The sequence below is a fragment of the Rhizobium sp. 62_C5_N11_2 genome, assembly GCF_051811185.1.
GTDB classification, from domain to species: domain Bacteria; phylum Pseudomonadota; class Alphaproteobacteria; order Rhizobiales; family Rhizobiaceae; genus Rhizobium; species Rhizobium leguminosarum.
Genome location: NZ_JBPWPW010000002.1, coordinates 440498 through 462202, shown reverse-complemented (window position 1 = coordinate 462202; position 21705 = coordinate 440498). Strand labels below are relative to the sequence as shown.

Genomic DNA, 21705 nt, shown 5'->3' with positions numbered 1-21705 from the left:
CAGCGTCGCAGGGTCCACACTCGCCTGATCGCTAGTCAGAGCTCTGTCAACGGCGATTAAATCGCACTCGTCGCGCTCGTTCCGATCAATCTTTCTAGCCCTTGTCTCCGCCCCTTGACCTGTAAAGGCGTTCAGGAAGTCTGCGTCGAAGCCGAATAAGACCCCGCCAATGTTGTAGCACGGGTGAGTTCTCGGCCGCGTCCGCCGAGGTTTACGCCTTTCTCGATATCGATCGCAGGAAAGTCCGGTTTCAGAAACGCCGCTGCAGGTGATGTAGGAGATCTACCCAGCGTCCACCAACGGCAGCAACAAATGTGCATCAGCGCTGGTCTCGCATAGCCGTGCCGCGGAATCCTGCTGCTTCCACTGGCTTACGCTAATGATGGTCGGAAAGTCAGGGCCAACCGCCTCATCGATGGCGGCGACGGCCACGCTTGGAAAGCGTGGCCGCTGGGTCGAGGAGATGGCCACGCGCACCGCGGCTTGCCCGGACTCATCAAGTCCGGATGGCTTTCTACCGGCAATTCAAGTTCCCAGTCCGTTTAGCGAACCGAACATACAACGCAAATTTGCGGCCCCATTTGGTCGCCTGCATCGTGTACGGCATTGCCGGCTCCAATTACAGCCGGCGAGATCGTGCCTGCTCGGAACGACGATCCTTGGAGAACAAGCATCACCTATGCGTCTGGCAGACGGCGCTTTGATCGTGTCCGGGATGCCCGTGATGAAACTCTCAAGGACCTGACCAGCGCGGCAGCAAATTGAGCAAAGTGCGCTGCCCTTTGGCTCGTTTGCCACGTTCCGGTGGATCGTTTCGCATCCTATGATTACGCCATAAACTTCACGGAGGATCGTTATGACAATTTACAATATCGCTCTGATCGGATTTGGCGGCGTCAATCGCGCCCTGACTGAACTCATCGCCGCCAAGAACCAGCTCTGGGAACGCGACCTTGGCTTCCGCCTGAATATTGTCGCTGTGAGCGACCTCTATTTGGGTTCGGTAATCTCGCCAAATGGTCTTGATGCAAAAACTCTGGTCGACGCGAAGTTCGAAAAGGGTGGCTTCGGACAACTTTCGGGTGGAAGTGCTGAAGCTGACAACGAGACCATCATCAAGACGGCGCCGGCAGACATCGTAGTCGAGGCAACGTACACCAATCCCAAGGATGGCGAACCCGCCGTCTCGCATTGCAGGTGGGCACTTGAGACCGGCAAACACGTGGTAACCACCAACAAAGGCCCTGTAGCCATCGCTGCCCCAGCGCTCAAGGCGTTCGCAAAAACCAACGGCGTGCGCTTCGAGTACGAAGGCGCCGTGATGAGCGGCACACCTGTTATTCGCATGGCGGAAAGAACCCTTGCCGGCGCCGAATTGAAGGGCTTCGAGGGGATCCTCAACGGCACATCCAACTTCGTCCTCGGTCGCATGGAAAGCGGTCTGGATTTCGCCTCCGCCGTCAAGGAAGCACAGAAACTCGGTTATGCCGAAGCCGACCCGACCGCAGATGTGGAAGGTTTCGACGTTCGTCTGAAGGTTGTCATCCTGGCAAACGAACTGCTTGGCGCGAATCTCAAGCCTGAGGATATAAGCTGCAAGGGCGTCTCCGGTCTTTCACTCTCCGACATCGAGGAAGCCGCCAAGGCAAACAGCCGCTGGAAGCTCATCGGGGCTGCGGTCCGCAATGACGACGGCAGTGTGACCGGCAGTGTTTCCCCCAAACGGCTTGGCCTCGATCATCCGCTGGCAGGCGTCAACGGCGCCACTAATGCAGTCTCACTCGACACCGAACTGCTGGGCGCCGTGACGATCACCGGACCTGGCGCTGGCCGCATCGAAACTGCATATGCTCTTCTTTCCGATATCGTCGCCATTCATTCCGCGGGCGCTTCTTCCACCGCTAAGGAAGCTGCATGATGCACAACCTTGCACTCACCCAAGCGACAGGCCTCGAAGAAATTGCCGTCACCAGCCCCTTCGACGGTACGCTGGTCGGAACAGTTGTGGAGACCTGTGCTGCAAGCGTGGATGCGCTCCTTGAGCGAGCCAGGCGCGGCGCGCAGATTGCCAGAACCCTGCCCCGTCACAAGCGGTCGGCGATCCTTGAAACGGCCGCAGCAGCAATCGAGGCCTCGCGGGAGGAGTTCGCGCTCCTGATCGCCAAAGAGGCGGGCAAGACGATTACGCAGGCCCGCAAAGAGACAATCCGGTGCGTCAATACGCTCAAGCTGTCCGCCGACGAGGCCAAACGCAATGCGGGCGAAGTCATCCCGTTCGATGCTTACGCGGGCTCGGAGTCTCGCCAGGGTTGGTATACGAGAGAACCGCTGGGGATTATTGCTGCCATCACGCCCTACAACGACCCACTCAACCTCGTTGCCCACAAACTCGGTCCCGCGATTGCCGGTGGCAACGCAGTGCTTTTGAAGCCGTCCGAGTTTACCCCACTCTCTGCCGTCAAGCTCGTCGAGGTCATGATCGAAAGCGGTCTACCTGAAGAGATTATAACGGTTGCGATCGGTGGCCCTGAGCTTGGAAAGGCTCTTGTTGCGGCGAGAGACGTTCGCATGATCTCGTTTACTGGCGGCTTTGCCACCGGTGAAGCGATTGCCAAGACCGCGGGCCTCAAAAAACTTGCCATGGATCTCGGCGGCAATGCGCCTGTCATCGTTATGGAAAATTGCAACTTCGATGCGGCCGTCGAGGCCTGCGTATCCGGAGCCTACTGGGCGGCCGGTCAGAACTGCATTGGCACGCAGCGAATTCTGATCCAGCGGCCGATCTATCAGCAATTCAAGGCAAAATTCGTCGCAGATACCAAGAAGCTCAAGACTGGCAATCCCTTGGATGCCGATACCGATGTCGGCCCGTTGATCTCCGAAAAGGCTGTCAGCAGAGCGATCGCAATGGTCGAACGGGCGCTCGCTGCCGGCGCGACATTGCTTTGCGGCCATAGGCCAGCCGGCAATCTCTACCCGCCGACCGTCCTGGAGGATGTTCCGATATCCTGCGACGTGTGGGGCGAAGAAGTATTCGCGCCGATCGTCATTCTTCAGCCCTTCGATGGATTGGCTGATGCAATCGGTCTTGCAAACGGCCCTGACTACAGCCTTCACGCCGCCATTTTTACCAATGACCTCGAAGCGGCGCTCGAAACTGCAAGCAAGATCGAGGCCGGTGGCGTCATGGTCAACGACTCCTCCGACTACCGGTTCGATGCAATGCCGTTTGGCGGCTTCAAATATGGCAGCATGGGCCGCGAGGGTGTGCGGTTTGCCTATGAGGACATGACCCAGCCGAAGGTCGTGTGCATCAACCGGTTGAAGCCTTAACAGCTCTTTCCACGCTCAATGCCATCAGCAATGTCGGGGTAAACAATGTTCAAGGGTTCTATCACTGCGCCTGTCACGCCATTTGCTGATGGCCATGTGGATGAGGGCGCGCTGCGCGATCTCATCGAATGGCAGATCGACGAAGGGTCCTTCGGCCTTGTTCCGTGCGGAACGACGGGGGAAAGTCCGACGCTCAGTCATGCCGCGAGTTCTGTGAAAGTCGGCCGGACACAGTTGCAAGACGCTGCGCCCGTGACCGCGGGGAAGGAATTCGAAGCGTTTGCTGAATTCATTGACGAGGATATCGTTCAAGTCCAGTACGCCTCTAAGCTTCTTAAGGAGATAAACCTCTGCGGTTCGGCGAGCGGCACGGCAATAAACGTACCCTCAGGCTTCGCGCAGGCGGTATGCGATCACCTGTCCCAGAAATCCGGCTACCGGTTAATTCCGGCCCGCAACTTCATCGAAGCCACATCGGACACGGGCGGGTTCGTCTCCTTCGTGCTTGAAGGCATTGCCTTCAACCTGACGAAGATTTGCAACGACCTTCGGCTGTTGAGTAGCGGTCCCCGTGGCGGTCTAGGAGAGATCCGCTTGCCGCCGGTCCAAGCCGGCTCGTCGATCATGCCTGGCAAGGGCAATCCCTTCATCCCGGAGATGATGAACCAGATTAGCTTTCAGGTTATCGGCAATGATCTTACGGTGACGCTCGCCGCCAGTGCCGGTCAACTGCAGCTGAACGCGATGGAGCCGGTCATCGTTTTGAATATCCTGCAGTCGATGCGCATGCTAACCAGAGGCATGGTGATCTTAATGGAACGCTGCATCGATGGCATCGAAGTTGACGTCGATCGTTGCCAGGCGTTGCTCGACCAATCTATCGTTCTTGCTAAGCCGCTGGCGAAGTTGATCGGATACAGCAAAGCGGCAGATCTAACCAAAAAGGCGCTGGTCGAAAAGAGAAACTTACGAGATGTTGTCGAAGAAGAAAGAGGTCTGACGGAAAGCCAGGTTCATCAGATTTATGGAGATACCGCGGAGTTTGCGAATTTCTCAAGAAGTGGTTGGACGGAGGGGAAAGATGGCCGTTTTCACTGAAATATCCGACGAAGACCGAAACTCGATAGCCGCAGCCTACGGTATGACATCGTTGTCGTCGGTGATCGGTATTGCCGACGGTGACAGGGAAACGACCTATCTTTTCCGGACAGCGGGCGGTGAATTCATCGTCACGCTTTTCGAAAACGGCGCCGAGCCGCTGGATCTGGAACGCGCGTTCGCAACGATGGAGAAGCTGAACAACAGGGGTATTCCATGTCCTAAACCGACGCGGACGGTTGATGGCGACGCCACCTTCCAGGCCGCCGGTCGCCTTGTTGCCATCGTGAGCTTTGTAGCGGGATCATCGACAAACAATCCAACGCCAGAAAAGAGCGAAAATCTCGGCCGCCTCATGGCGCGGATCCACGTGATCCTGCAAGGGGGCCGAAAACATTCTCTGGATGAGCTGCCAACGGGTGCCCTGCATGGAGCCCTGGTACCTTCCAATGTCTTCTTCCTCGGAGAGAACGTCAGCGGTGTGATTAACTTCCGGCTCCGGCACGATGACGTGCTGATTTCTGAGATTGCGGACGTTCTCATTAGCTGGGCGAGCCAGCCGGCTGGAGAGCTGGACGAACAGAAAGCCCGGGCCATCTTGGCAGGCTATGAGAGTGTAAGACAGCTGACTGAGGCGGAAAAGAAAGCACTTCCCGCGTTCGTCCTCGCATCCGCCGCCAGACACTATGCTAGCAAAAAGGAAAAGATTTATATGCTTGAGGCGGCTGTACGCGCATTTGAATCTTCGGGATTTGGCCAAGTTGCCCGGCAACCGGCCTGTCGGGCATGAGATATCTTCTCGACCGCATCGACGAACAAATCCTAAGCGCGCTGCGGACCAACGCACGGGCCTCTCACGCTGAGCTATCGAGCAAGGTCAATCTGTCCCGTAATGCTGTTCGCGTTCGGATAGAACGGCTAGAACGCGAGGGCTTCATCAAGGGTTACACGATCGTCACTGGGGATGGCGGAGACGATAGCCCGATCACCACCGCATTGATGTTTGTCTACCGCCAGGACCGTATGAGGGGTGGCGAGATCATCCAAGCTCTGCGGACAATTCCCGAGGTCGTCGCTTGCGATGTGATGACGGGCGATTTCGATCTCGTCGTCAGAGTGGAATCTCCGCGAGCCGATCGAATTCGCCAGATCTGGCAGCTGATATCCGAGCTCCCGGGCGTACGGGACACCCTTACGGCATTCGCTCTTTCCTCCGTTGTGCGGAGGGATGAGGTTCGCCGCGGCCAAAATCCGGCAGCTTCCAATGAGCCTTTATGAGCCCTGTTAAGAAACTGCGAAACATGCGTGCACCGACCAATGCAGTCGAACTTCTACCGAACGGCCGAGATCGGCGCATGTGAAAGCGCATTGTACCCGGCATCAGATCGTATGGATGCCGCGACCCCGCCGGTTTTCTGACCCGGCGTTTCCACTCAACGATGTGGGGAAACGCCTCCAGTGGCAATCGCGGAGGACCTTTTTTCCGGCTACGTCAATATGTGAGAGATGGGTTGAGGGCTGACGGGAGCAAGGGTGTTTGCCGCGGGCGGTGGTCTATACGACGCGGCCGCCTGCGAGATCGACGTGTGGAACCGGCAGGCCGCGCCAACAACCAGTCGCAGATCGGTCTACCATCACGACGGGACTCCGAGAAGTCGATAAGAGGAAGCACGAGAAGTCGATAAGAGGAAGCACCAGAAGGCCGCAGCGGAAAATACAAGTCTCCTTCGACAGCGCCTCATGGACGTGAACGAGCCGCCTTGACGATAAGATTGATGGTGAGGCCTGCTCCGAGCACTGCTTGCGTTCAAGCGCGGCGAGCCACGTGTATGCGCAATGGTCAAAACGCCGGGCCCAGACGATGAAGATCGGAGTCGCATTTGCGGGGAAGTGTTGATTGCGGAACGGGTAAGGCATGTCAATCGCGCAAGGGTCTGCTCTTCGCCCCAGGGCGTCACTGGCTATCAGCCGCTTCGCAAGGATTGCGGGTTGCACAAAGTTCGGGACGGCGATTTCACTAAGTCGCGGACAAAAGTCGCGTCAGATTTAGATCGATTTTTCGTGAGCACCGATCTGGCAATTTGTCCTCGTATTTTGAGCGAGGACATGATGCCCAGACGGAATCCCTGAATCGTAACGAACCCGCAAGACGCGGCGTCGCAGCTTTTTCGCCCGTTTTAAGGGCGAGCCCCTTGCCTTTGAGGATTGGCCTGCGGGTGGTCCCGCCACGTTTCTAATCCTCATGCACCGCGTGCATTTTCACGATGCGAATTATTAATTTGATTGAATGCACCGTCGGGCCTCACAACGAAGGGAGGCGAGATCAAAATTTTCGAGACGTGGGTGACCGCGCTAATCGGGGGACAACCCAGATATCGGGAACTGAATGTGCCCATCTAGTCAAGCGGAGGCGAGTATGACTGGTAGTCAATCCACAAGGAGATCGGCCGACAAGATCGACCCGGAACAACTGACCATCGTTCCACTGCGACACCCTTGGAGGTGGGTGGCCGTCGCCTTGGTCTTAGTGTCGGTCGCCGGCATGATCAGGTCAGCAATTTCCAATCCCGAGTTTCAGTGGCCCATCGTCGCGCAATATCTGTTCAACCCACTCATACTCGATGGTCTTTGGCAAACCGTTCTAATCACAGCGGTCGTGATGGCCCTAGCCACTCTCGGGGGAACCATCGCCGCATTGATGATGCTGTCTCCGAGCAAGCTGCTTTCTGTGCCCGCTGCGGCCTTCGTCTGGTTCTTCCGAGGCACTCCAGCTCTCGTCCAGTTGATCATCTGGTACAATCTGTCGATCGTCGTCAAAGATATCACGCTTTGGCTGCCGGGGGTCGGCACAGTGTATTCGGTGTCTACAAATGACATCATGACCCCACTGGTCTCGGCCATCGTCGCACTCTCGCTTCATGAAGCGGGATATATGGCCGAAATCGTCAGGAGCGGATTGAAGTCGGTCAACAAGGGCCAGTACGAGGCGTCGGCATGTCTTGGGATGAATCCTAGCCTGGCGCTGAGGAGGATTGTCCTTCCCCAAGCGATGAGAATAATCATTCCGCCGACCGGAAACGAGACGATCAACCTTCTCAAGACGACCTCTCTGGTCAGTATCATCGCTGTGGGCGATCTGCTGTACTCGGCCCAGTCCATCTATGCCCGGACGTTCGAGACCATCCCTCTGCTCCTTGTTGTGTCTTTCTGGTACCTCGCCGTAGTCTCGATCATGTCTGGCGGTCAGTTCTACCTGGAAAAACATTTCAGCCGCGACGAGCATCGCATCAATCCCGGAATCACGAGGGCAATACTCGGGAACCTGGCCAAGATCGGTCGGAAGGAGGCGCTGGCATGACTGCACCCGGCACACATCACGAGCGCTTCGGGATCGCATCTACGACGATGGTACATGCCAAAGGCATCCGCAAATCCTACGGCCATCTCGAGGTGCTCAAAGGCGTGGACCTCACGGTGCCGTCCGGCTCGGTCGCTTGCATCATCGGCCCTTCAGGATCGGGAAAGAGCACATTCCTGCGCTGCATCAATCACCTCGAGGAAATCAATGGCGGGTTGATGCTCGTCGACGGAGACTTCGTTGGCTATCGCCTAGAAGGCAACAAACTCTACGAACTGCCGCCGAGCGCGATATGCCAGCGCAGGGCCGAGATCGGAATGGTTTTCCAGCAGTTCAACTTGTTTCCTCACATGACCGTGATCGAAAATCTTATGGAGGCTCCTTTACGCGTGAAGCGGGAGCCGGTTGCGCAGGCGACGGCAAAGGCGATTGAACTTCTCAAACGGGTGGGCCTTGCCGAAAAGAGGGACGCTTACCCGAGGCAGTTGTCGGGCGGCCAGCAACAGCGCGTGGCTATCGCACGGGCGCTCGCGATGAACCCAAAGGTCTTGCTTTTTGACGAGCCGACATCCGCACTCGATCCAGAGCTCGTGGGCGAGGTGCTCGAGGTGATGAAGAGTCTGGCGCGCGAGGGAATAACCATGGTAGTCGTGACGCATGAAATCGGGTTCGCCCGCGAGGTTGCCGATCAGCTTATTTTCATGGACGGCGGGCTTGTCGTCGAATCCGGCAACCCGCGAGAGATGATTGCCAACCCGCAGTCTCCCCGAACACGTGAGTTTTTGGCGCGCGTCCTCTGACGCGCGGAAAAACTCCCGGACCGCCCTCCGAAATTCATCTATCCACAGCCACAGAAGCTGAAGGACAGGACTTGCCAATGAACTCTTCTTTCGAGCAGCGCATCATAGAACTGGCCATCGATCTCCCGAAACCGCCCGGATCGGTCGCGAACTACGTCGCGACTCATCAAGTCGGGAACCTCCTGTTCATTTCAGGGCAGCTTTGCGTGTCTCCCGGCGGCACACTCGTGGCGTTGGGATCGCTCGGGGAAAACGTCTCTGTCGAAGACGGAATACGAGCTGCTCGGGCCGCTGCGATCAATGTCATAGCTCAAGCTAGAGCCAGCCTTGGAAGCCTGGACAAGATCAAGAGGGTCGTTCGACTGGGTGGGTTCATCGCTGCGACGTCTGCGTTTTCCGAGCACGCTCGCGTCATGAACGGTGCCTCGGACGTCATCGTTGAGATTTTCGGCGAGCAAGGGCGGCACGCGCGGAGCACCGTCGGGGTTTCTTCCCTGCCATTGCAGGCCGCAGTCGAGGTCGAAGCCCTGTTCGAGCTAGACTGACAAATGCCTGCATGCCCCCTTCGGCGGTTTGTCGCAAACGCGGCTTTTCAGACCGCAGGCGCGTTCAAAGCTCCAGTCGTTCATAGACGCCTTGTTTGAGCGTCCTCTGCCTGTCAGACACGTCTTTGATCAGGTTCCGGAACCACACATGCCCGGGGTCTAGTTCATTCGATCTATCGAAGATTAACGAAATAGTGACATCGGGAAGTTCGAGCGGCGGAGGAACGATCGCTGTCTCGCTTTCTTCAGAGAGTGCCAGCAACACGCCGTCACCGAACGCCGAAATCAGCTCCGTGCCTTTAATGACCCATGGAGCAACGAGATAGTGCGGTATCGTTGCAACCACTTTTCGATGAAGGCCGAGCTTCTGCAAGGTTATGTCCGCGACGCCGGCTGCGATGCCGTCCGCGGATATCTGAAGGTGCGGCGACGCGAGGTAACGATCCAGCGACATGTCGGCCATCGCCGGATTTCCAGTCCATCCAGCACAAACCATCCGATCCCTCGAAAGCTCCACGACCTCGAAGTGCTCGGCATCGAGCTTGGGGTTGCCAAGCACCGCGCATTCCACTTCGCGGTTCTTCAACGATCCGAGTGCGTCGGGTTCCCTGGCGTGGACCACATTCAACGAAGCATTGGGCGCGAGCATCGAGAAATTCTCGATCAGTTCGGGCAAGTAGGTGACGGCCGTATAGTCCGAAAGGCCAATCCGAAAATTTCTAGAGGTGGTCGTCGGATCGAAATTGAGGTGTCGGTCCACCGCCACCCGAATTTCGTGCAGGGCCTGGGAAATGACCTCCGCCAATTCTTTCGCCCGTGCGGTCGGCTCCATGATCCCCGCTTCTCGGGTGAAGAGGTCGTCTTTAAACACGTCGCGAAGCCTGCCCAGTGAATGGCTTATGGCTGACTGGGTGCGCCCAAGTCTGTCTGCAGCCCTGGTCACACTCCGCTCCCGCATGAGGACGTCGAAGGTCCTTAGGAGGTTGAGATCGATTTGGTTCAAAGAGAACTCGGCCATATCGGGACCCTCGGGTGCTTTTGCTCGCCGTCAAAAGATATCGGCGGTCCGCAGAAGATCATGAACGCAGCTCATATTGTCAATGCATCTTTTCAATTCGATTCACTGTCCAGGATGTGCTTCCTTACCCGTGCTAAACGCCAACGTCCAAAAAAGGGGATCATCATGAAAGCCACGCATCTGGGTATTTTCGTCGCCCTCACGCTTGCGCAGAACGCCATCGGAGCGGAGGTTCCGGTCACGGAATCCGTCAAGTCGTCCGGTACGCTCACAATCGCAAATGGGCTCGATTACGCACCATTTGAGTTCGTCGATGCAAACGGCCAGCCGGCTGGCCTGGACGTGGATTTGGCGCACGAGGCGGCGAAGCTCATCACGGCTAAACTCGACCTTCAGCGCATACCTTTCGCTTCTCAAATTCCTTCGCTCTCGGCCGGAAGGGTCAAGGTAGCGTGGGCGACGTTCACGGTGAAGGAAGATCGCTTGAAGCAGGTCGACTTCGTCACGTTCCTCCAGTCAGGAACCGTGGCGATGGTTCTCCCTGACAAAAAAGACTCCATCTCGGATGCGAAGAGCCTGTGCGGCAAGCGGGTGGCTGTCCAGACCGGATCGGCGGCCGATTTCACCACGGACAAGCTGAGCGAGGACTGCGCGAAATCCAACCTGCCCAAGATCGACAAGGTCATCTATCCCGAGCAGAAAGACACGATCCAGGCGGTGCTGACAGGTCGGGCCGACGCTCGTTTCGACGACTCCACCGCAGCTGGATATTACGAGCAGACCAGCAATGGAAAGCTCGTCGTTGCTCCGGGAGTCTACGATGTCCTACCTTTAGGCGTCGCCGTCCAGAAAGGCGACAAGGCCTCAGCTGAAATGATGCAGGCAATTTTTCAGGAACTCATCGCCAACGGCAAGTACGAGACCGTCCTCGACAAGTATGGCATGTCGCTCGCGGCGGTCAAAAAATCCCGTATCATCACCTCTGTCGATCAGATTGCCGAATAAGCCCCTTACGAGCGGATGAGCGCCATCCGCTCGCTTTCACCCTCGCTTTGGCTTGTTTGCCGTGACCAAATTCACGAGCGACGGGAGCAGACGGAAACTGCGCCATTTTTTCACCGAGATCATGTATGAACGCACACGCTTCAACGAGGCACCAGACCTATCTGAACGCGGCCGAACTCGCAGTCATCCGCAGCCAATACCCGATCGTCAAAGAATGCATCTATTGGAACAACGCCGCTGTTTCCCCTATATCGATCGGCGTGCGGGATGCGATCGCCCGGCAGGCGACACTCCATGCCACGGACACGTCCGGGATCATGGTGGCAAGCGCGCCGACATGCGACAAAGGACGCAGCCTTGCCGCCAAACTTGTTGGCTCGACTGCGGAACGGATTGCCTACATCCAGAACACCTCGCATGGCCTGTCGCTCGTCGCCTTGGGAATCGACTGGAAGCCTGGTGACAACCTGGTGGTTCCTGAGCTCGAATTTCCCTCAAACTTTCTCATTTGGGAGACGCTTTCCCAGCAAGGTGTGGAAATCCGCACGATGAAGGCGCGCAACGGAGCGCTTGCTCCAGATGATCTTCGTTTCCTGGTCGACAGCAGGACGAAACTGGTCGCAGTGAGCCATGTTCAGTTCTACAGCGGTTTCCGGGTCGATCTCGCCGGATTCTCGCAAATCTGCGCCGATCACGACGCATTGTTGGTCGTCGACGGCACGCAGTCGGTCGGGGTGCTGAGCGTGGACATGGAGGGCGAAGGCGTAGATGTCCTCGTTGTGAGCGCGCATAAATGGATGCTCGGACCAGTCGGAATCGGCTTCGCCGCGTTCTCCGAAAGGGCTTTCGAACGCATCAAGCCGCGCATCGTCGGTTGGTTGAGTGTGAACGACGCCTTCGCCTTTCATCGCGTTCTCGATTTTCTTCCAGACGCCAAGCGGTTCGAACCAGGCACCGAGAACGGCGCAGGCATCTTCGGATTGGCCAAGAGGCTTGAAGAGATCGATTCCATCGGCATGGAGAAGATCGAGAGTTATGTTATGGAACTCGGAGCGCGAATTCGGACGCAGGCTAAATCCGCAGGGTACGAAATCATGAGTGATTGGCCGGAAGAATCCCAGTCGGGCATCATCCTGCTGAAGAATCCAAAGATGGCCACCAGCGTCCTGTTTGCAGACTTAGATGCTGCCGACGTGAAATGCAGCGTCAGGAACGACGCCGTCCGTTTTTCGCCTCACTACTACAGCAATGAGGATGAGCTTGCGCTGGTCTCAGAGGTATTACGCGGAGCAGCGTCCCGAGCCAATGCGTAACACGCCACTCGCTCGAAGGCGGCACTTTGATAGTGCGCATGCTGCATTTGTCGCATTCCGGCCAAATTCCGGTGATCCTGGACAGCAAGGAACGGTGTCAATACAAAGGCCACCGATAGTTGGCGCGAGGGCGTGCCGGTACCGCCGAAACAACCGCTCCATTTCTTCCGGCGGCTTCAGATAGCGGTCGGCGTGGCGCTCGCGCTCGAAGCCGACCTCGTCGATTGTGGTGCGGGTGCGAATGCAGGTGACGATGTCCTGCAACTGCCGGCGACCTGGTTCGTGGAAGAGGATGTCATTGGTGACGACCGTCTTCACCTTGAACCGCGCTGCAAGATTGGAAATCTCATGCAGCCGCAGCTGATCGTTCTGCCGACGCCGCAGACAAAGCGACACATAGGCGCGGTCGCCAAAAAGCTCGGCCATCTTGCGCAGCTGGATCGCGCAGACGTCATCCGGCAGATCCGGCACCAGGACGCCGATCATGCCGTCGTTGTAGGCGATGACATCGTCCCAGTGCAGGATGCAGTTGTTCTTGCCGCCGCGCGACTTACCGAGCGTGATCAGCCGGGTGAGCCTGGAATAGGCAGCGCGATCGGTCGGATAGACCAGCAACGACATGCCGTCTTGCAGATCGAGCCGGCAACCGACAACGAGACGTAATCCCGTGGCGCGCGATGCTTCAAGCGCCCGAACGATTCCCGCAAGCGAATTGCGGTCGACAACTCCGATGGCTTCGATGCCAAGAGCCTTGGCGGTATCGAACAGTTCCTGCGCCGAGCTTGCGCCGCGCAGGAAGGAAAAATGGGTCGTGACCTGCAGCTCGGCATAACTCATGCGAAGATCCCATGGCAGAACCAGCGGTGGCTTCCGGTTTCGGGATCGATGCCATCACCTGAGCGAAACACCCAAAGACGCTCGCCGGCCTCGTCTTCGATGACGAAGTAGTCCCGCACCGCCTCCATCTCTGCGTCACGCTGCCACCACTCGCCAAAAATCCTCTCAGGCCCATCGGCTCGCTTGACCTTCCGGCGCCTTCCGCGCCAGGTAATCGAGACCGGCGGGCGGTCCGGCAGCAAGGCGATGGCCTCGATCAGTTCGGGACGGGCCAGCAGCCGCACCGGCCGGCGCCAATGGCTGACCCAGGTGACCTCGACCGGGTCGGCCGCGGCGCTGATGCGTTGAACGGAGCGCTCTGGCACGTCGGAGGCAACCGGTGCCACCCGATAGACGCGCTGGCCGCGATTGCCGTAGATATCGATCAGCGGCGTCACGTCCTTCACTTCCTCCTCGACCAGCGAGGAGGATTTCTGGCGCTCCTCCAGCGGCTCGACTATCACCGCAACCAGGTTGAGCTTCTCGATCCCGAAGCCGGGTTCGATCTTTTCCGTCCGGTCGCGAAACAGCTTCGTCAGCCACCCGACATCGCGCACCGGCTTCACCGTGCCGGCACGGATCGCCTGCCGTGTTCCGTCAACCTTCTCGACGATCAGGTCGGCGCGCCGAACACCAAGGCCGCGTTTCTGCAGTTCCTCGATCAGTTGTACGACCAGCCGGCCGACATATTTGTTGATGGTTTCGGCAGCACCGATCGGCTCGGCGAAGGCTCTGGAGACCTCGATCGTTTCGGCGGTGCGGATCGGATCGATTGGTTCGGGAACCCGGCCGAACATCTGGTCGAGCCGCCGGCCAATCTCCGGACCGAAACGAAGCGTCAGCGGCGCGCGCGGCATGTTGGCCAATTCGCCGATCGTCTGGAAGCCAAGCGTGCGCAGATCGCTGACAACCTTTCCCGGAAGGCGCAGCAACGATATCGGCAGCTTTTCGACGGCGCGGACGGTCTCACCTGAAGGCACGATGACCGTTTCGCGGCTGATGACACGGGCGCAGGCGTGGGCTGCACCCCAGGTGTCGGCGATCGCGACACGGGGAGTGAGTTTTTTTGCCAGGAACTGATTGGCGATCTTCGTCACCATCGGCAGCTCGCCGCCTTGCAGATGGTCGGCACCCTCGGTATCCATGACGATCCCGTCGACCCCATCGACTGCGACGATCGGAGAATAGAGCGTCAGCGCCCAAAGGGTAATGCGTTCGAGTGCTGCGGCATCCTTTACAGGATCCGCATCGACCAGCATCAGGCCGCGGAACAGCGCCTGTGCTTTGGCGGCCGGCATGCCGACATGCACGCCGGCCTTTCGGGCGGCCGCGTCGGCCGCCGATACCCAGCGTTTCGAGCCGCTCCTGGCGATCACGGCGATCGCCTGTTCAGGCGGAATTGACGGATCGGCGCGACGAATACGATCCGTCGGCAGATCCGGAAGATAGATCGAGACGACCCTTGTCATCGCACGCCCTCACGAGAAACTCAGCACATTCACCCGCTTTCACGCGCATCAATTCCAGCAACCACTGGGCCCTTCCCACACCCGGCACTGGCAATTCCTCCGACGGCATGACGCTCACCCGCCATCGCGTGGTCGACGCCGTCGGCTGTCCGAAATCGTTGGCCTCCGTCTGCCGACGCCATCGCCGGACGGCGAGCGCCATCGTGCCCGTTCGCTCGGCCACCAGCTGCAGCCGGCGCGAGCTGACCATCGGCAGGCGAACGAGTTCACCGACGACCGCGCCGAGCCCACCGAAGGACAGCCCCTCCTCCATGTTGGCGAGCACATCTTCTTCCTTGTCGGACTCGACGAAGATCACCCTGTCAGCATGCAGTCCGACCTGGGCGAGTGCAGGAAAGAAGAGATCGGGACGCGTCAGGCACCAGACAACGGGACCTTTGGTGCGGGCAGCTATCCCCGCCGCAAAAAGCGCTGCCGCCGCGCCATCAACCGTGCCCGACCCGCCGCCGGCAAATTCGTGCAGGGCACCATAGGCCAAACCACCGCCCGGCAGGACCGCATCGATTTCCGGCACGCCGAAGGACAGACAGCCAGCCTTTCTGGCTGACACGCCCTCCAGCGAGGCGATGCGCTCGCGCAGGTCGGTAATCACCCGTTCACGGGCAGCAGTCATCGTTCACGGCTCCCTTCAAGGTCGTGTTGGCGGCCGACATCATGTCGATCAAAATGCGGATGTTCCCTTTCTGTTCCGACCAAATAAAAGAGTCAAGCAACCGGAGGATTGGGAATATTATCCTGAACATTAGGAATCAACAGAATACCCATGGGAATCAGCGCAATAGAAGCCTGCGAATTTTTTTCCGAGCATTCGCGAGCGCTACTCCCTTTGTGTGAATTGCGGGGACAAGTCGGTATCGTCACAGTGTCTTTAAGATTTTTCTGCTGAACTGGGGTGATGAAGAAGCCTCCGAGATCAAAACCCCTCCTTCATGACGCCGAGGCCCCGATCCGTTCCCGGCCGCGCAGGAAGCGCAATCCAGCCCAACCCCAGCTGCTCTTCGATCCCATGCCTGAGCGCGTCGAACCCGCGCTAGCGCAACTGAAGGCTCATCCCCCAAAAGGAGACGAGTGGAGCTGGGAGCTGAAATGGGATGGCTATCGCCTTGCGGTCCATATCGAGCCGCAAGGGATCCGGATCCTCACCCGCGGCGGCCATGACTGGACGCATCGGTTTCCGGCCATAGAGCAGGCCGCCCGAGCACTCGGGCCGGCGACGATGATCATCGATGGCGAAGCCGTCGTGCTCGACGAAGAGGGCCGGCCGGATTTCGGTCTGCTGCAGCAATCGCTTGGCGCATCCGGCAAACAAGCTGGCAACCGTGCCTCCGACGCCGTCCTTTACGCTTTCGATCTTATCTATCTGGACGGGCACGATCTGCGCGGTGTCGAATACCGTTCGCGCCGACACCTTCTCGAGGACACGTTGAACGGGCCAAAGAATGATCAAGTCGGCGCCATCAGGCTATCGGAAACACTCGATGGCGAACCAGTTGTCCTGCTTGAGCATGTCTGCCGCCTCGGGCTGGAAGGCATCGTCGGCAAGCACCTCGATCGGCCCTATCGTTCCGGCCGAACCGGAGATTGGGTGAAAGTCAAATGCGTCCAGAGCGAGGCCTTCTTCATCGTCGGTTATGAGAGGTCGGCGACCTTCGCTGCTGGCTTCGGCTCGTTGATTCTGGCTGCGTATCGTGGTGATGAGCTCGTCCACATCGGAAGCGTCGGCACGGGATTCAGGCAAGCCGAGGTCATCAGGTTGCGGAAGATGCTGGACACGCTGCGATGGAAGCGAAAGCAGCCGCCCCTGTCCTATTCCGGAAGCGCCGATATTGTCTGGGTCGAACCGACCTTGATCGCCGAGATCGAGTTTCGCGCCTGGACGGCGGACGGGAAACTCCGTCATCCGTCGTACAAAGGCTTGCGAGAACGCCAGGACAATGCCGAGGTCTTTCGGCTCGACTAGCGAAACCGCCGCCATGCGCTAGATTGTCCGTCATTCGAGCTGAAGCGGAGTAGATGGCTTGCAATGTGCAACCTTTATCGCATGGAAGACAGGGACTGGGTCGCAAAATGGGCCGAAAGCCTGATTAACCTGATGCCCGCCTACCAGATGAACCCCGATCAGATGGGGCCAATCGTCCGGAACACCGCCGACGGGAAGACGCAGCTGGTCCATGCGCGCTGGGGACTGCCCTCCCCGCGCTTCGCGCTTGAGAAGGCGGCCAAAATCAAGGCCGAGAAACTTGCTGCCAAGGGCAAGGCTTTCGATCTCGAGGAGCTGATCCGCATGCACTTGGATGCGGGCGCCTTGGGATGAAGCCAGGGATTTGGCCTGACGCGCTGATCATTTTCTCGCGTGAACCGCACCACTTTTCGGGGGCCATCCATAGAGCTTCAGCGGTGGCTTGTTGTCTTTGCGTCATCGTCGCCAGAAGTTAGGGAGCTTTCGCTATCCTGACAAACACGTAAATTCCACCGGCAAACTGCGCCAGTCCGCTTGCTGTGGTCATTGCCTGCACTACCCCGTCAATCGGCGGCGCTCTGGTTGGCAAATTTCCACAGAACGATGATCGTGAACGCAAGCGAGAAGGCGAACTCAAGTCTGCCGCAGAGCAGTCGAACATTTTCGCGCATCCAATAAAGCGTTACTCCGGATGCTGCCATAACTTATGGTTGCGCTGTTCGCGTCAGAAGGTAGCGCTGCCTACCACTAGTACCTCTAAAGGTGAAATTTATATATCTAGAATATACGGTAACGTAATTTTGAGCCGGAGTGGTTGTATCGATCTCATTGCGCGGGGGGCGTAAATGAATATTGCAACTCGCCTTAAACGTTTGGGCACCAGTTGTTCGGGGCACGCCATGTCGTCAGCCTCCAACTCGCCCTCATCGAAAGAAAACAATAGAAAGAAAAACGATGCAGCAGAGCCACGCGAAACTGCGGGCATCATATTCGAAAGTCTTGAGCCACGACTGCTTCTTTCGGCCGATTTTTTGCCAGTCCATGGGTCGATAGACACCCCCGGTGAGACCGACAAATTCACGTTCCACCTAGCTGAACACGCACAGCTCTACTTCGACTCTCTAGAAAATAGTGATTTGACGTGGAGCTTGACGGGCCCGAGCGGTTCCGAAGGAACAGACCGTCCGTTCATCGACTCGGAGGCTTCCGCCTCTCGTTCCACACTACTCGATCTTGTTGCCGGAGATTATACTTTAACCGTCGGTGGATCGGCCGACGCCACCGGCTCCTACGATTTCCGCCTGCTCGATCTTGCCGCCGCAAATCCGATCACGTCGGGCCAACTGGTCGAGGGCAATCTTGCGACCGGCCGCGAGACCCTGCTCTACCGTTTCGATGCTGCCGCCGGAGAGCGCTTCTTCTTCGACTGGAGGAATGGCACAAACGCCGCCAACTGGCGCCTCATCGACCCCTTCGGCAAAGACGTCTGGTCGCAAGGCTTCGGCGATCGCGACGTCGAGACGCTCGCCCTGTCGGGAACCTATACGCTTGCCGTCGAAGGCTATGTCTCCAATCCCGACAGTCCCCTCGACGTCACCTTCGCCATCCAAAAGGTCACCGATACAACGAAGCCGATGGCGATCGGTGCCCCGGCAGGCGGCGAGATCACCCATGCCGGTCAGCAGAACCGCTTCACCTTCTCCCTTGCAGCCGCTGGCCGCTTCTATTTCGACAGCCTGACAAACGATCCGAACCTGCAATGGCGCCTCATCGGCCCGCGCGGTGTGGAGATCGACGCCCGTCCCTTCACCAATTCGGACGCCGCCAGCCTTTCCGGCAGCCCGGTGCTCGAACTCTTGGCCGGCGCCTACACGCTCACCGTTGACGGCTACAACGACGCCACCGGCTCCTACGATTTCCGCCTGCTCGATCTTGCCGCCGCAAATCCGATTATCCGGGGCGAGCAGGTTCCTGGGACGCTCGCCTCGGGAAACGAGACAGCGATCTACAGCTTCAGCGCTCAAGCCGGCGACCAGATCCTGCTCAATCGACAGGTCCTCACCGCCGGCAGTCCGTACTGGCGATTGATCGACCCCTATGGCGGCCAGGTCTATGGTGGCTTTTTCAATGATAGCCCGACACTCACCCTTCCTCTAACCGGCGTCTATACCCTTCTTTTCGAAGGGCAGGTCGATGCCACCGGGGCGATGCAATATACATTCAACGTCACCTCGCAAGGCCATGTCGAGCTGCCGGCGCCGACCGGCGCAGACATCGTCCTGGGTGAGACCAAACAAGGGGAGATCACCGCAGAGGGCGAACAGGACGACTATGTCTTCAACATCACCCAGCCAAAACAAATCCTCTTCGATACCCTGAGCAACACGCCTGACCTGCTCTGGGATCTTGTTGGTCCGCAGGGCGAGGTGGTCTCCTCCCGCTCCTTCGCCAATTCCGATGCATGGACGATTGGAAGTGATGCCACCCTCCTGCTCAAGGTACCGGGCATCTATCGATTGCGGGTGCAGGGCAATGGCCCCTCGGTTGGCTCCTACGCGTTCCGCCTGCTCGATCTTGCCGCCGCAAATCCGATCACGTCGGGCCAGCTGGTCGAGGGCAATCTTGCGACCGGCCGCGAGACCCTGCTCTACCGTTTCGATGCTGCCGCCGGCGAGCGCTTCTACTTCGACTGGCGGGACGGCACCGGCTCCATCAACTGGCGCCTCATCGATCCCTTCGGCAAAGAGGTCTGGTCGCAAGGCTTCGGCGATCGCGACGTCGAGACGCTCGCCCTGTCGGGAACCTATACGCTTGCCGTCGAAGGCTATGTCTCCAATCCCGACAGTCCCCTCGACGTCACCTTCGCCATCCAGAAGGTCACCGATACAACGAAGCCGATGGCGATCGGTGCCCCGGCAGGCGGCGAGATCACCCATGCCGGTCAGCAGAACCGCTTCACCTTCTCCCTTGCAGCCGCTGGCCGCTTCTATTTCGACAGCCTGACAAACGATCCGAACCTGCAATGGCGCCTCATCGGCCCGCGCGGTGTGGAGATCGACGCCCGTCCCTTCACCAATTCGGACGCCGCCAGCCTTTCCGGCAGCCCGGTGCTCGAACTCTTGGCCGGATCCTACACGCTCATCGTCGACGGCTACAACGACGCCACCGGCTCCTACGATTTCCGCCTGCTCGATCTTGCCGCCGCAAATCCGATCACGTCGGGCCAACTGGTCGATGGCAATCTTGCGACCGGCCGCGAGACCCTGCTCTACCGTTTCGATGCTGCCGCCGGAGAGCGCTTCTTCTTCGACTGGAGGAATGGCACAAACGCCGCCAACTGGCGCCTCATCGACCCCTTTGGCAAAGACGTCTGGTCGCAAGGCTTCGGCGATCGCGACGTCGAGACGCTCGCCCTGTCGGGAACCTATACGCTTGCCGTCGAAGGCTATGTCTCCAATCCCGACAGTCCCCTCGACGTCACCTTCGCCATCCAAAAGGTCACCGATACGGCGCCTGCTCCCATTCCTTCATCAGGAGACGGCCCCGGCGCGGACCTCGTCGTTGACGATATCGGGGTCAATCCGCCTACGGGTTGGCGTCCAGGTGATACGGTCAATCTCACCTGGACCGTCCGCAACACCGGCAATCTGCCCACCGGAAACGCTTGGGCAGATCAGATCCGCATTCGCAATCTCTCCACAGGACAAACTGTCCTTGTCGAAAATGTCGCGTCCGAGAGCCAGGCCGGCCTTGCGGCCGGTGCCAGCCAGACGCGCCATCACAGCCTGACATGGCCCTCCGGATTGGCAAGCGCTGGCGAGTTTTCCTTCGAGATCACGGCGGATGCCGGCAACCAGGTTGCCGAGACCAATTCGACCGGAACGGCCGAAGCCAACAACTTGGCGCAGCTGACGATCGCATCGGCGCCGGACCTCAGGATTGCCGATCTCCGTGTCATCACCACGGATGTCGAGGCCGGCGGTACGGTCACGATCGAATGGAAGGATATAAACAGCGGCGCGCTCGCGGTGACGACAGGCTGGTATACGCAGATTGCTGTGGTCAATGCCGCGACCGGCGAGACGGTGTCGACGACTTTTGCATATTACGATCCGGCCGCGGTGGGGAATGGCCCGCTGGCAAGCGGACAGAGCCGACTGCGCAGCCAGAGCATACAACTTCCGCACGGCTCAAAGGGCGCCGGCACGCTCGTCATCACTGTCACGGCGGATCGTAATCAGGATGGTAGCGGCGGTATCATCGAAGCAGCCGATGGGGTCAACGCGGAGTCAAATAACAACGCTTTCGTGGAAGTGTTGTCGCAGTCGAGGTTCTATCCCGACCTCGCGGTCACCAACCTTTCGGCCCCCGCCATCGGGATCGGAGGGCAAGAGATCGAGGTGGAATGGACCGTTGCCAACAAGGGACCGGTCGCCACGGGCGCGACGGCCTGGAAGGACACGGTCATCCTCAGCCGCGATGCGATATGGGGAAATAACGATGACATCGTAATCGCAAGCTTTGACAGGGCGGGAGGACTCGCTCCCGAGGGAGAATATTCGCGCAAGGAGACGATCGCGCTTCCTTCACGCCTCGACGGCGGCTACCTGCTGACCGTGCGCACTGACGCCGCAGGCGCGAACATCGAACCTGACACGCTAAGCAACAATACTGGCGTTCCCGTTTCGATTGATTTGCAGTCCCCTGCATCGGATCTCGTCGTCGAGGCGGTATCCGCCCCGGTTACCGGTCGCAGCGGCGAATTGATCGATATCTCGTGGAGAGTGCGCAACCAGGGCGAAAATGCCACCGATGTGACGGCCTGGACCGACCGGATCATCTTGTCGGCCAACGACACACTCGATGCTTC

14 protein-coding genes and 6 pseudogenes (1 of these 20 running past the window's edge) are annotated in these 21705 nt (G+C 58.7%); 16 read left to right on the top strand and 4 right to left on the bottom strand.

Annotation, left to right across the window (positions count from 1 at the left end):
* The first annotated feature begins 856 nt into the window (after positions 1 to 856).
* The 10 genes and pseudogenes from AB8B31_RS25685 to AB8B31_RS25640 all read left to right on the top strand — a co-directional run bounded on the left by AB8B31_RS25685 (position 857) and on the right by AB8B31_RS25640 (position 9134).
* On the top strand, positions 857 to 1918 hold the full coding sequence (locus tag AB8B31_RS25685; protein ID WP_011654697.1) for a homoserine dehydrogenase: 1062 nt from the start codon (positions 857 to 859) through the stop codon (positions 1916 to 1918).
* Entirely contained in the window at positions 1915 to 3333 is a 1419-nt protein-coding gene (locus tag AB8B31_RS25680) for an aldehyde dehydrogenase family protein (RefSeq protein WP_032984729.1), read from the top strand. Before AB8B31_RS25685 ends, AB8B31_RS25680 begins: the two co-directional genes overlap by 4 nt.
* 45 nt (positions 3334 to 3378) lie before the next feature.
* Positions 3379 to 3531: pseudogene (locus tag AB8B31_RS25675) on the top strand (dihydrodipicolinate synthase family protein); the annotation flags it as partial.
* 6 nt (positions 3532 to 3537) lie between these two features.
* A pseudogene (locus tag AB8B31_RS25670) lies at positions 3538 to 4431 on the top strand (lyase family protein); the annotation flags it as partial.
* Positions 4415 to 5221: a homoserine kinase gene (locus tag AB8B31_RS25665; protein ID WP_011654694.1), complete on the top strand. Its 807-nt coding sequence runs from the start codon at positions 4415 to 4417 to the stop codon at positions 5219 to 5221. The pseudogene AB8B31_RS25670 and the gene AB8B31_RS25665, both read left to right, overlap by 17 nt.
* A complete protein-coding gene (locus AB8B31_RS25660) occupies positions 5218 to 5709 on the top strand; it encodes an Lrp/AsnC family transcriptional regulator (protein WP_439007560.1) in 492 nt (163 codons plus the stop codon). The genes AB8B31_RS25665 and AB8B31_RS25660 overlap by 4 nt, the downstream gene beginning before the upstream one ends.
* Before the next feature lie 487 nt (positions 5710 to 6196).
* A pseudogene (locus AB8B31_RS25655) lies at positions 6197 to 6414 on the top strand (IS110 family transposase); the annotation flags it as partial.
* A gap of 433 nt (positions 6415 to 6847) precedes the next feature.
* Positions 6848 to 7789, top strand: coding sequence for an amino acid ABC transporter permease (locus AB8B31_RS25650; protein ID WP_011654690.1), 942 nt, complete (start codon positions 6848 to 6850; stop codon positions 7787 to 7789).
* Positions 7786 to 8589 (top strand): amino acid ABC transporter ATP-binding protein, encoded by an 804-nt coding sequence (locus tag AB8B31_RS25645; protein ID WP_011654689.1) that lies wholly within the window; start codon positions 7786 to 7788, stop codon positions 8587 to 8589. Before AB8B31_RS25650 ends, AB8B31_RS25645 begins: the two co-directional genes overlap by 4 nt.
* A 77-nt stretch (positions 8590 to 8666) precedes the next feature.
* Positions 8667 to 9134 carry a RidA family protein gene (locus AB8B31_RS25640; protein WP_026264766.1) on the top strand — a complete coding sequence of 156 codons (468 nt, stop codon included), beginning with the start codon at positions 8667 to 8669 and terminating at the stop codon, positions 9132 to 9134.
* Between the two features lie 64 nt (positions 9135 to 9198).
* Here the strand turns inward: AB8B31_RS25640 and AB8B31_RS25635 are convergent, their stop codons facing one another.
* A complete protein-coding gene (locus AB8B31_RS25635) occupies positions 9199 to 10152 on the bottom strand; it encodes a LysR family transcriptional regulator (protein WP_011654687.1) in 954 nt (317 codons plus the stop codon).
* A gap of 165 nt (positions 10153 to 10317) precedes the next feature.
* Between AB8B31_RS25635 and AB8B31_RS25630 the strand changes: the two genes are divergently transcribed.
* Together AB8B31_RS25630 and AB8B31_RS25625 are read left to right on the top strand one after the other, a co-directional pair.
* A complete protein-coding gene (locus AB8B31_RS25630) occupies positions 10318 to 11157 on the top strand; it encodes an ABC transporter substrate-binding protein (RefSeq protein WP_011654686.1) in 840 nt (279 codons plus the stop codon).
* A 125-nt stretch (positions 11158 to 11282) separates the two neighbouring features.
* Entirely contained in the window at positions 11283 to 12470 is a 1188-nt protein-coding gene (locus tag AB8B31_RS25625) for an aminotransferase class V-fold PLP-dependent enzyme (protein WP_439007559.1), read from the top strand.
* A gap of 114 nt (positions 12471 to 12584) precedes the next feature.
* Here AB8B31_RS25625 and AB8B31_RS25620 read toward each other — a convergent pair.
* From AB8B31_RS25620 to AB8B31_RS25610, 3 genes and pseudogenes are all read right to left on the bottom strand, one after another.
* A pseudogene (locus tag AB8B31_RS25620) lies at positions 12585 to 13307 on the bottom strand (PHP domain-containing protein); the annotation flags it as partial.
* Positions 13304 to 14815: a Y-family DNA polymerase gene (locus AB8B31_RS25615; RefSeq protein ID WP_439007558.1), complete on the bottom strand. Its 1512-nt coding sequence runs from the start codon at positions 14813 to 14815 to the stop codon at positions 13304 to 13306. The pseudogene AB8B31_RS25620 and the gene AB8B31_RS25615, both read right to left, overlap by 4 nt.
* Positions 14736 to 15488 (bottom strand): ImuA family protein, encoded by a 753-nt coding sequence (locus AB8B31_RS25610; RefSeq protein ID WP_439007557.1) that lies wholly within the window; start codon positions 15486 to 15488, stop codon positions 14736 to 14738. The genes AB8B31_RS25615 and AB8B31_RS25610 overlap by 80 nt, the downstream gene beginning before the upstream one ends.
* Positions 15489 to 15770: 282 nt before the next feature.
* Here AB8B31_RS25610 and ligD point away from each other — a divergent pair, with 282 nt between their 5' ends.
* The 4 genes and pseudogenes from ligD to AB8B31_RS25590 form a co-directional block, all read left to right on the top strand.
* Positions 15771 to 16835: a non-homologous end-joining DNA ligase gene (gene ligD / locus AB8B31_RS25605; protein ID WP_439007556.1), complete on the top strand. Its 1065-nt coding sequence runs from the start codon at positions 15771 to 15773 to the stop codon at positions 16833 to 16835.
* Between the two features lie 63 nt (positions 16836 to 16898).
* Positions 16899 to 17177 (top strand): annotated as a pseudogene (locus AB8B31_RS25600) (SOS response-associated peptidase); the annotation flags it as partial.
* A gap of 503 nt (positions 17178 to 17680) precedes the next feature.
* Positions 17681 to 17878 (top strand): annotated as a pseudogene (locus AB8B31_RS25595) (LEPR-XLL domain-containing protein); the annotation flags it as partial.
* Between the two features lie 93 nt (positions 17879 to 17971).
* Positions 17972 to 21705, top strand: the beginning of a protein-coding gene (locus AB8B31_RS25590) for an Ig-like domain-containing protein (RefSeq protein ID WP_439007589.1). 24289 nt of this gene lie beyond the right edge of the window; the window shows 3734 of its 28023 coding nt (coding positions 1-3734); its start codon is at positions 17972 to 17974; the stop codon falls past the right edge of the window.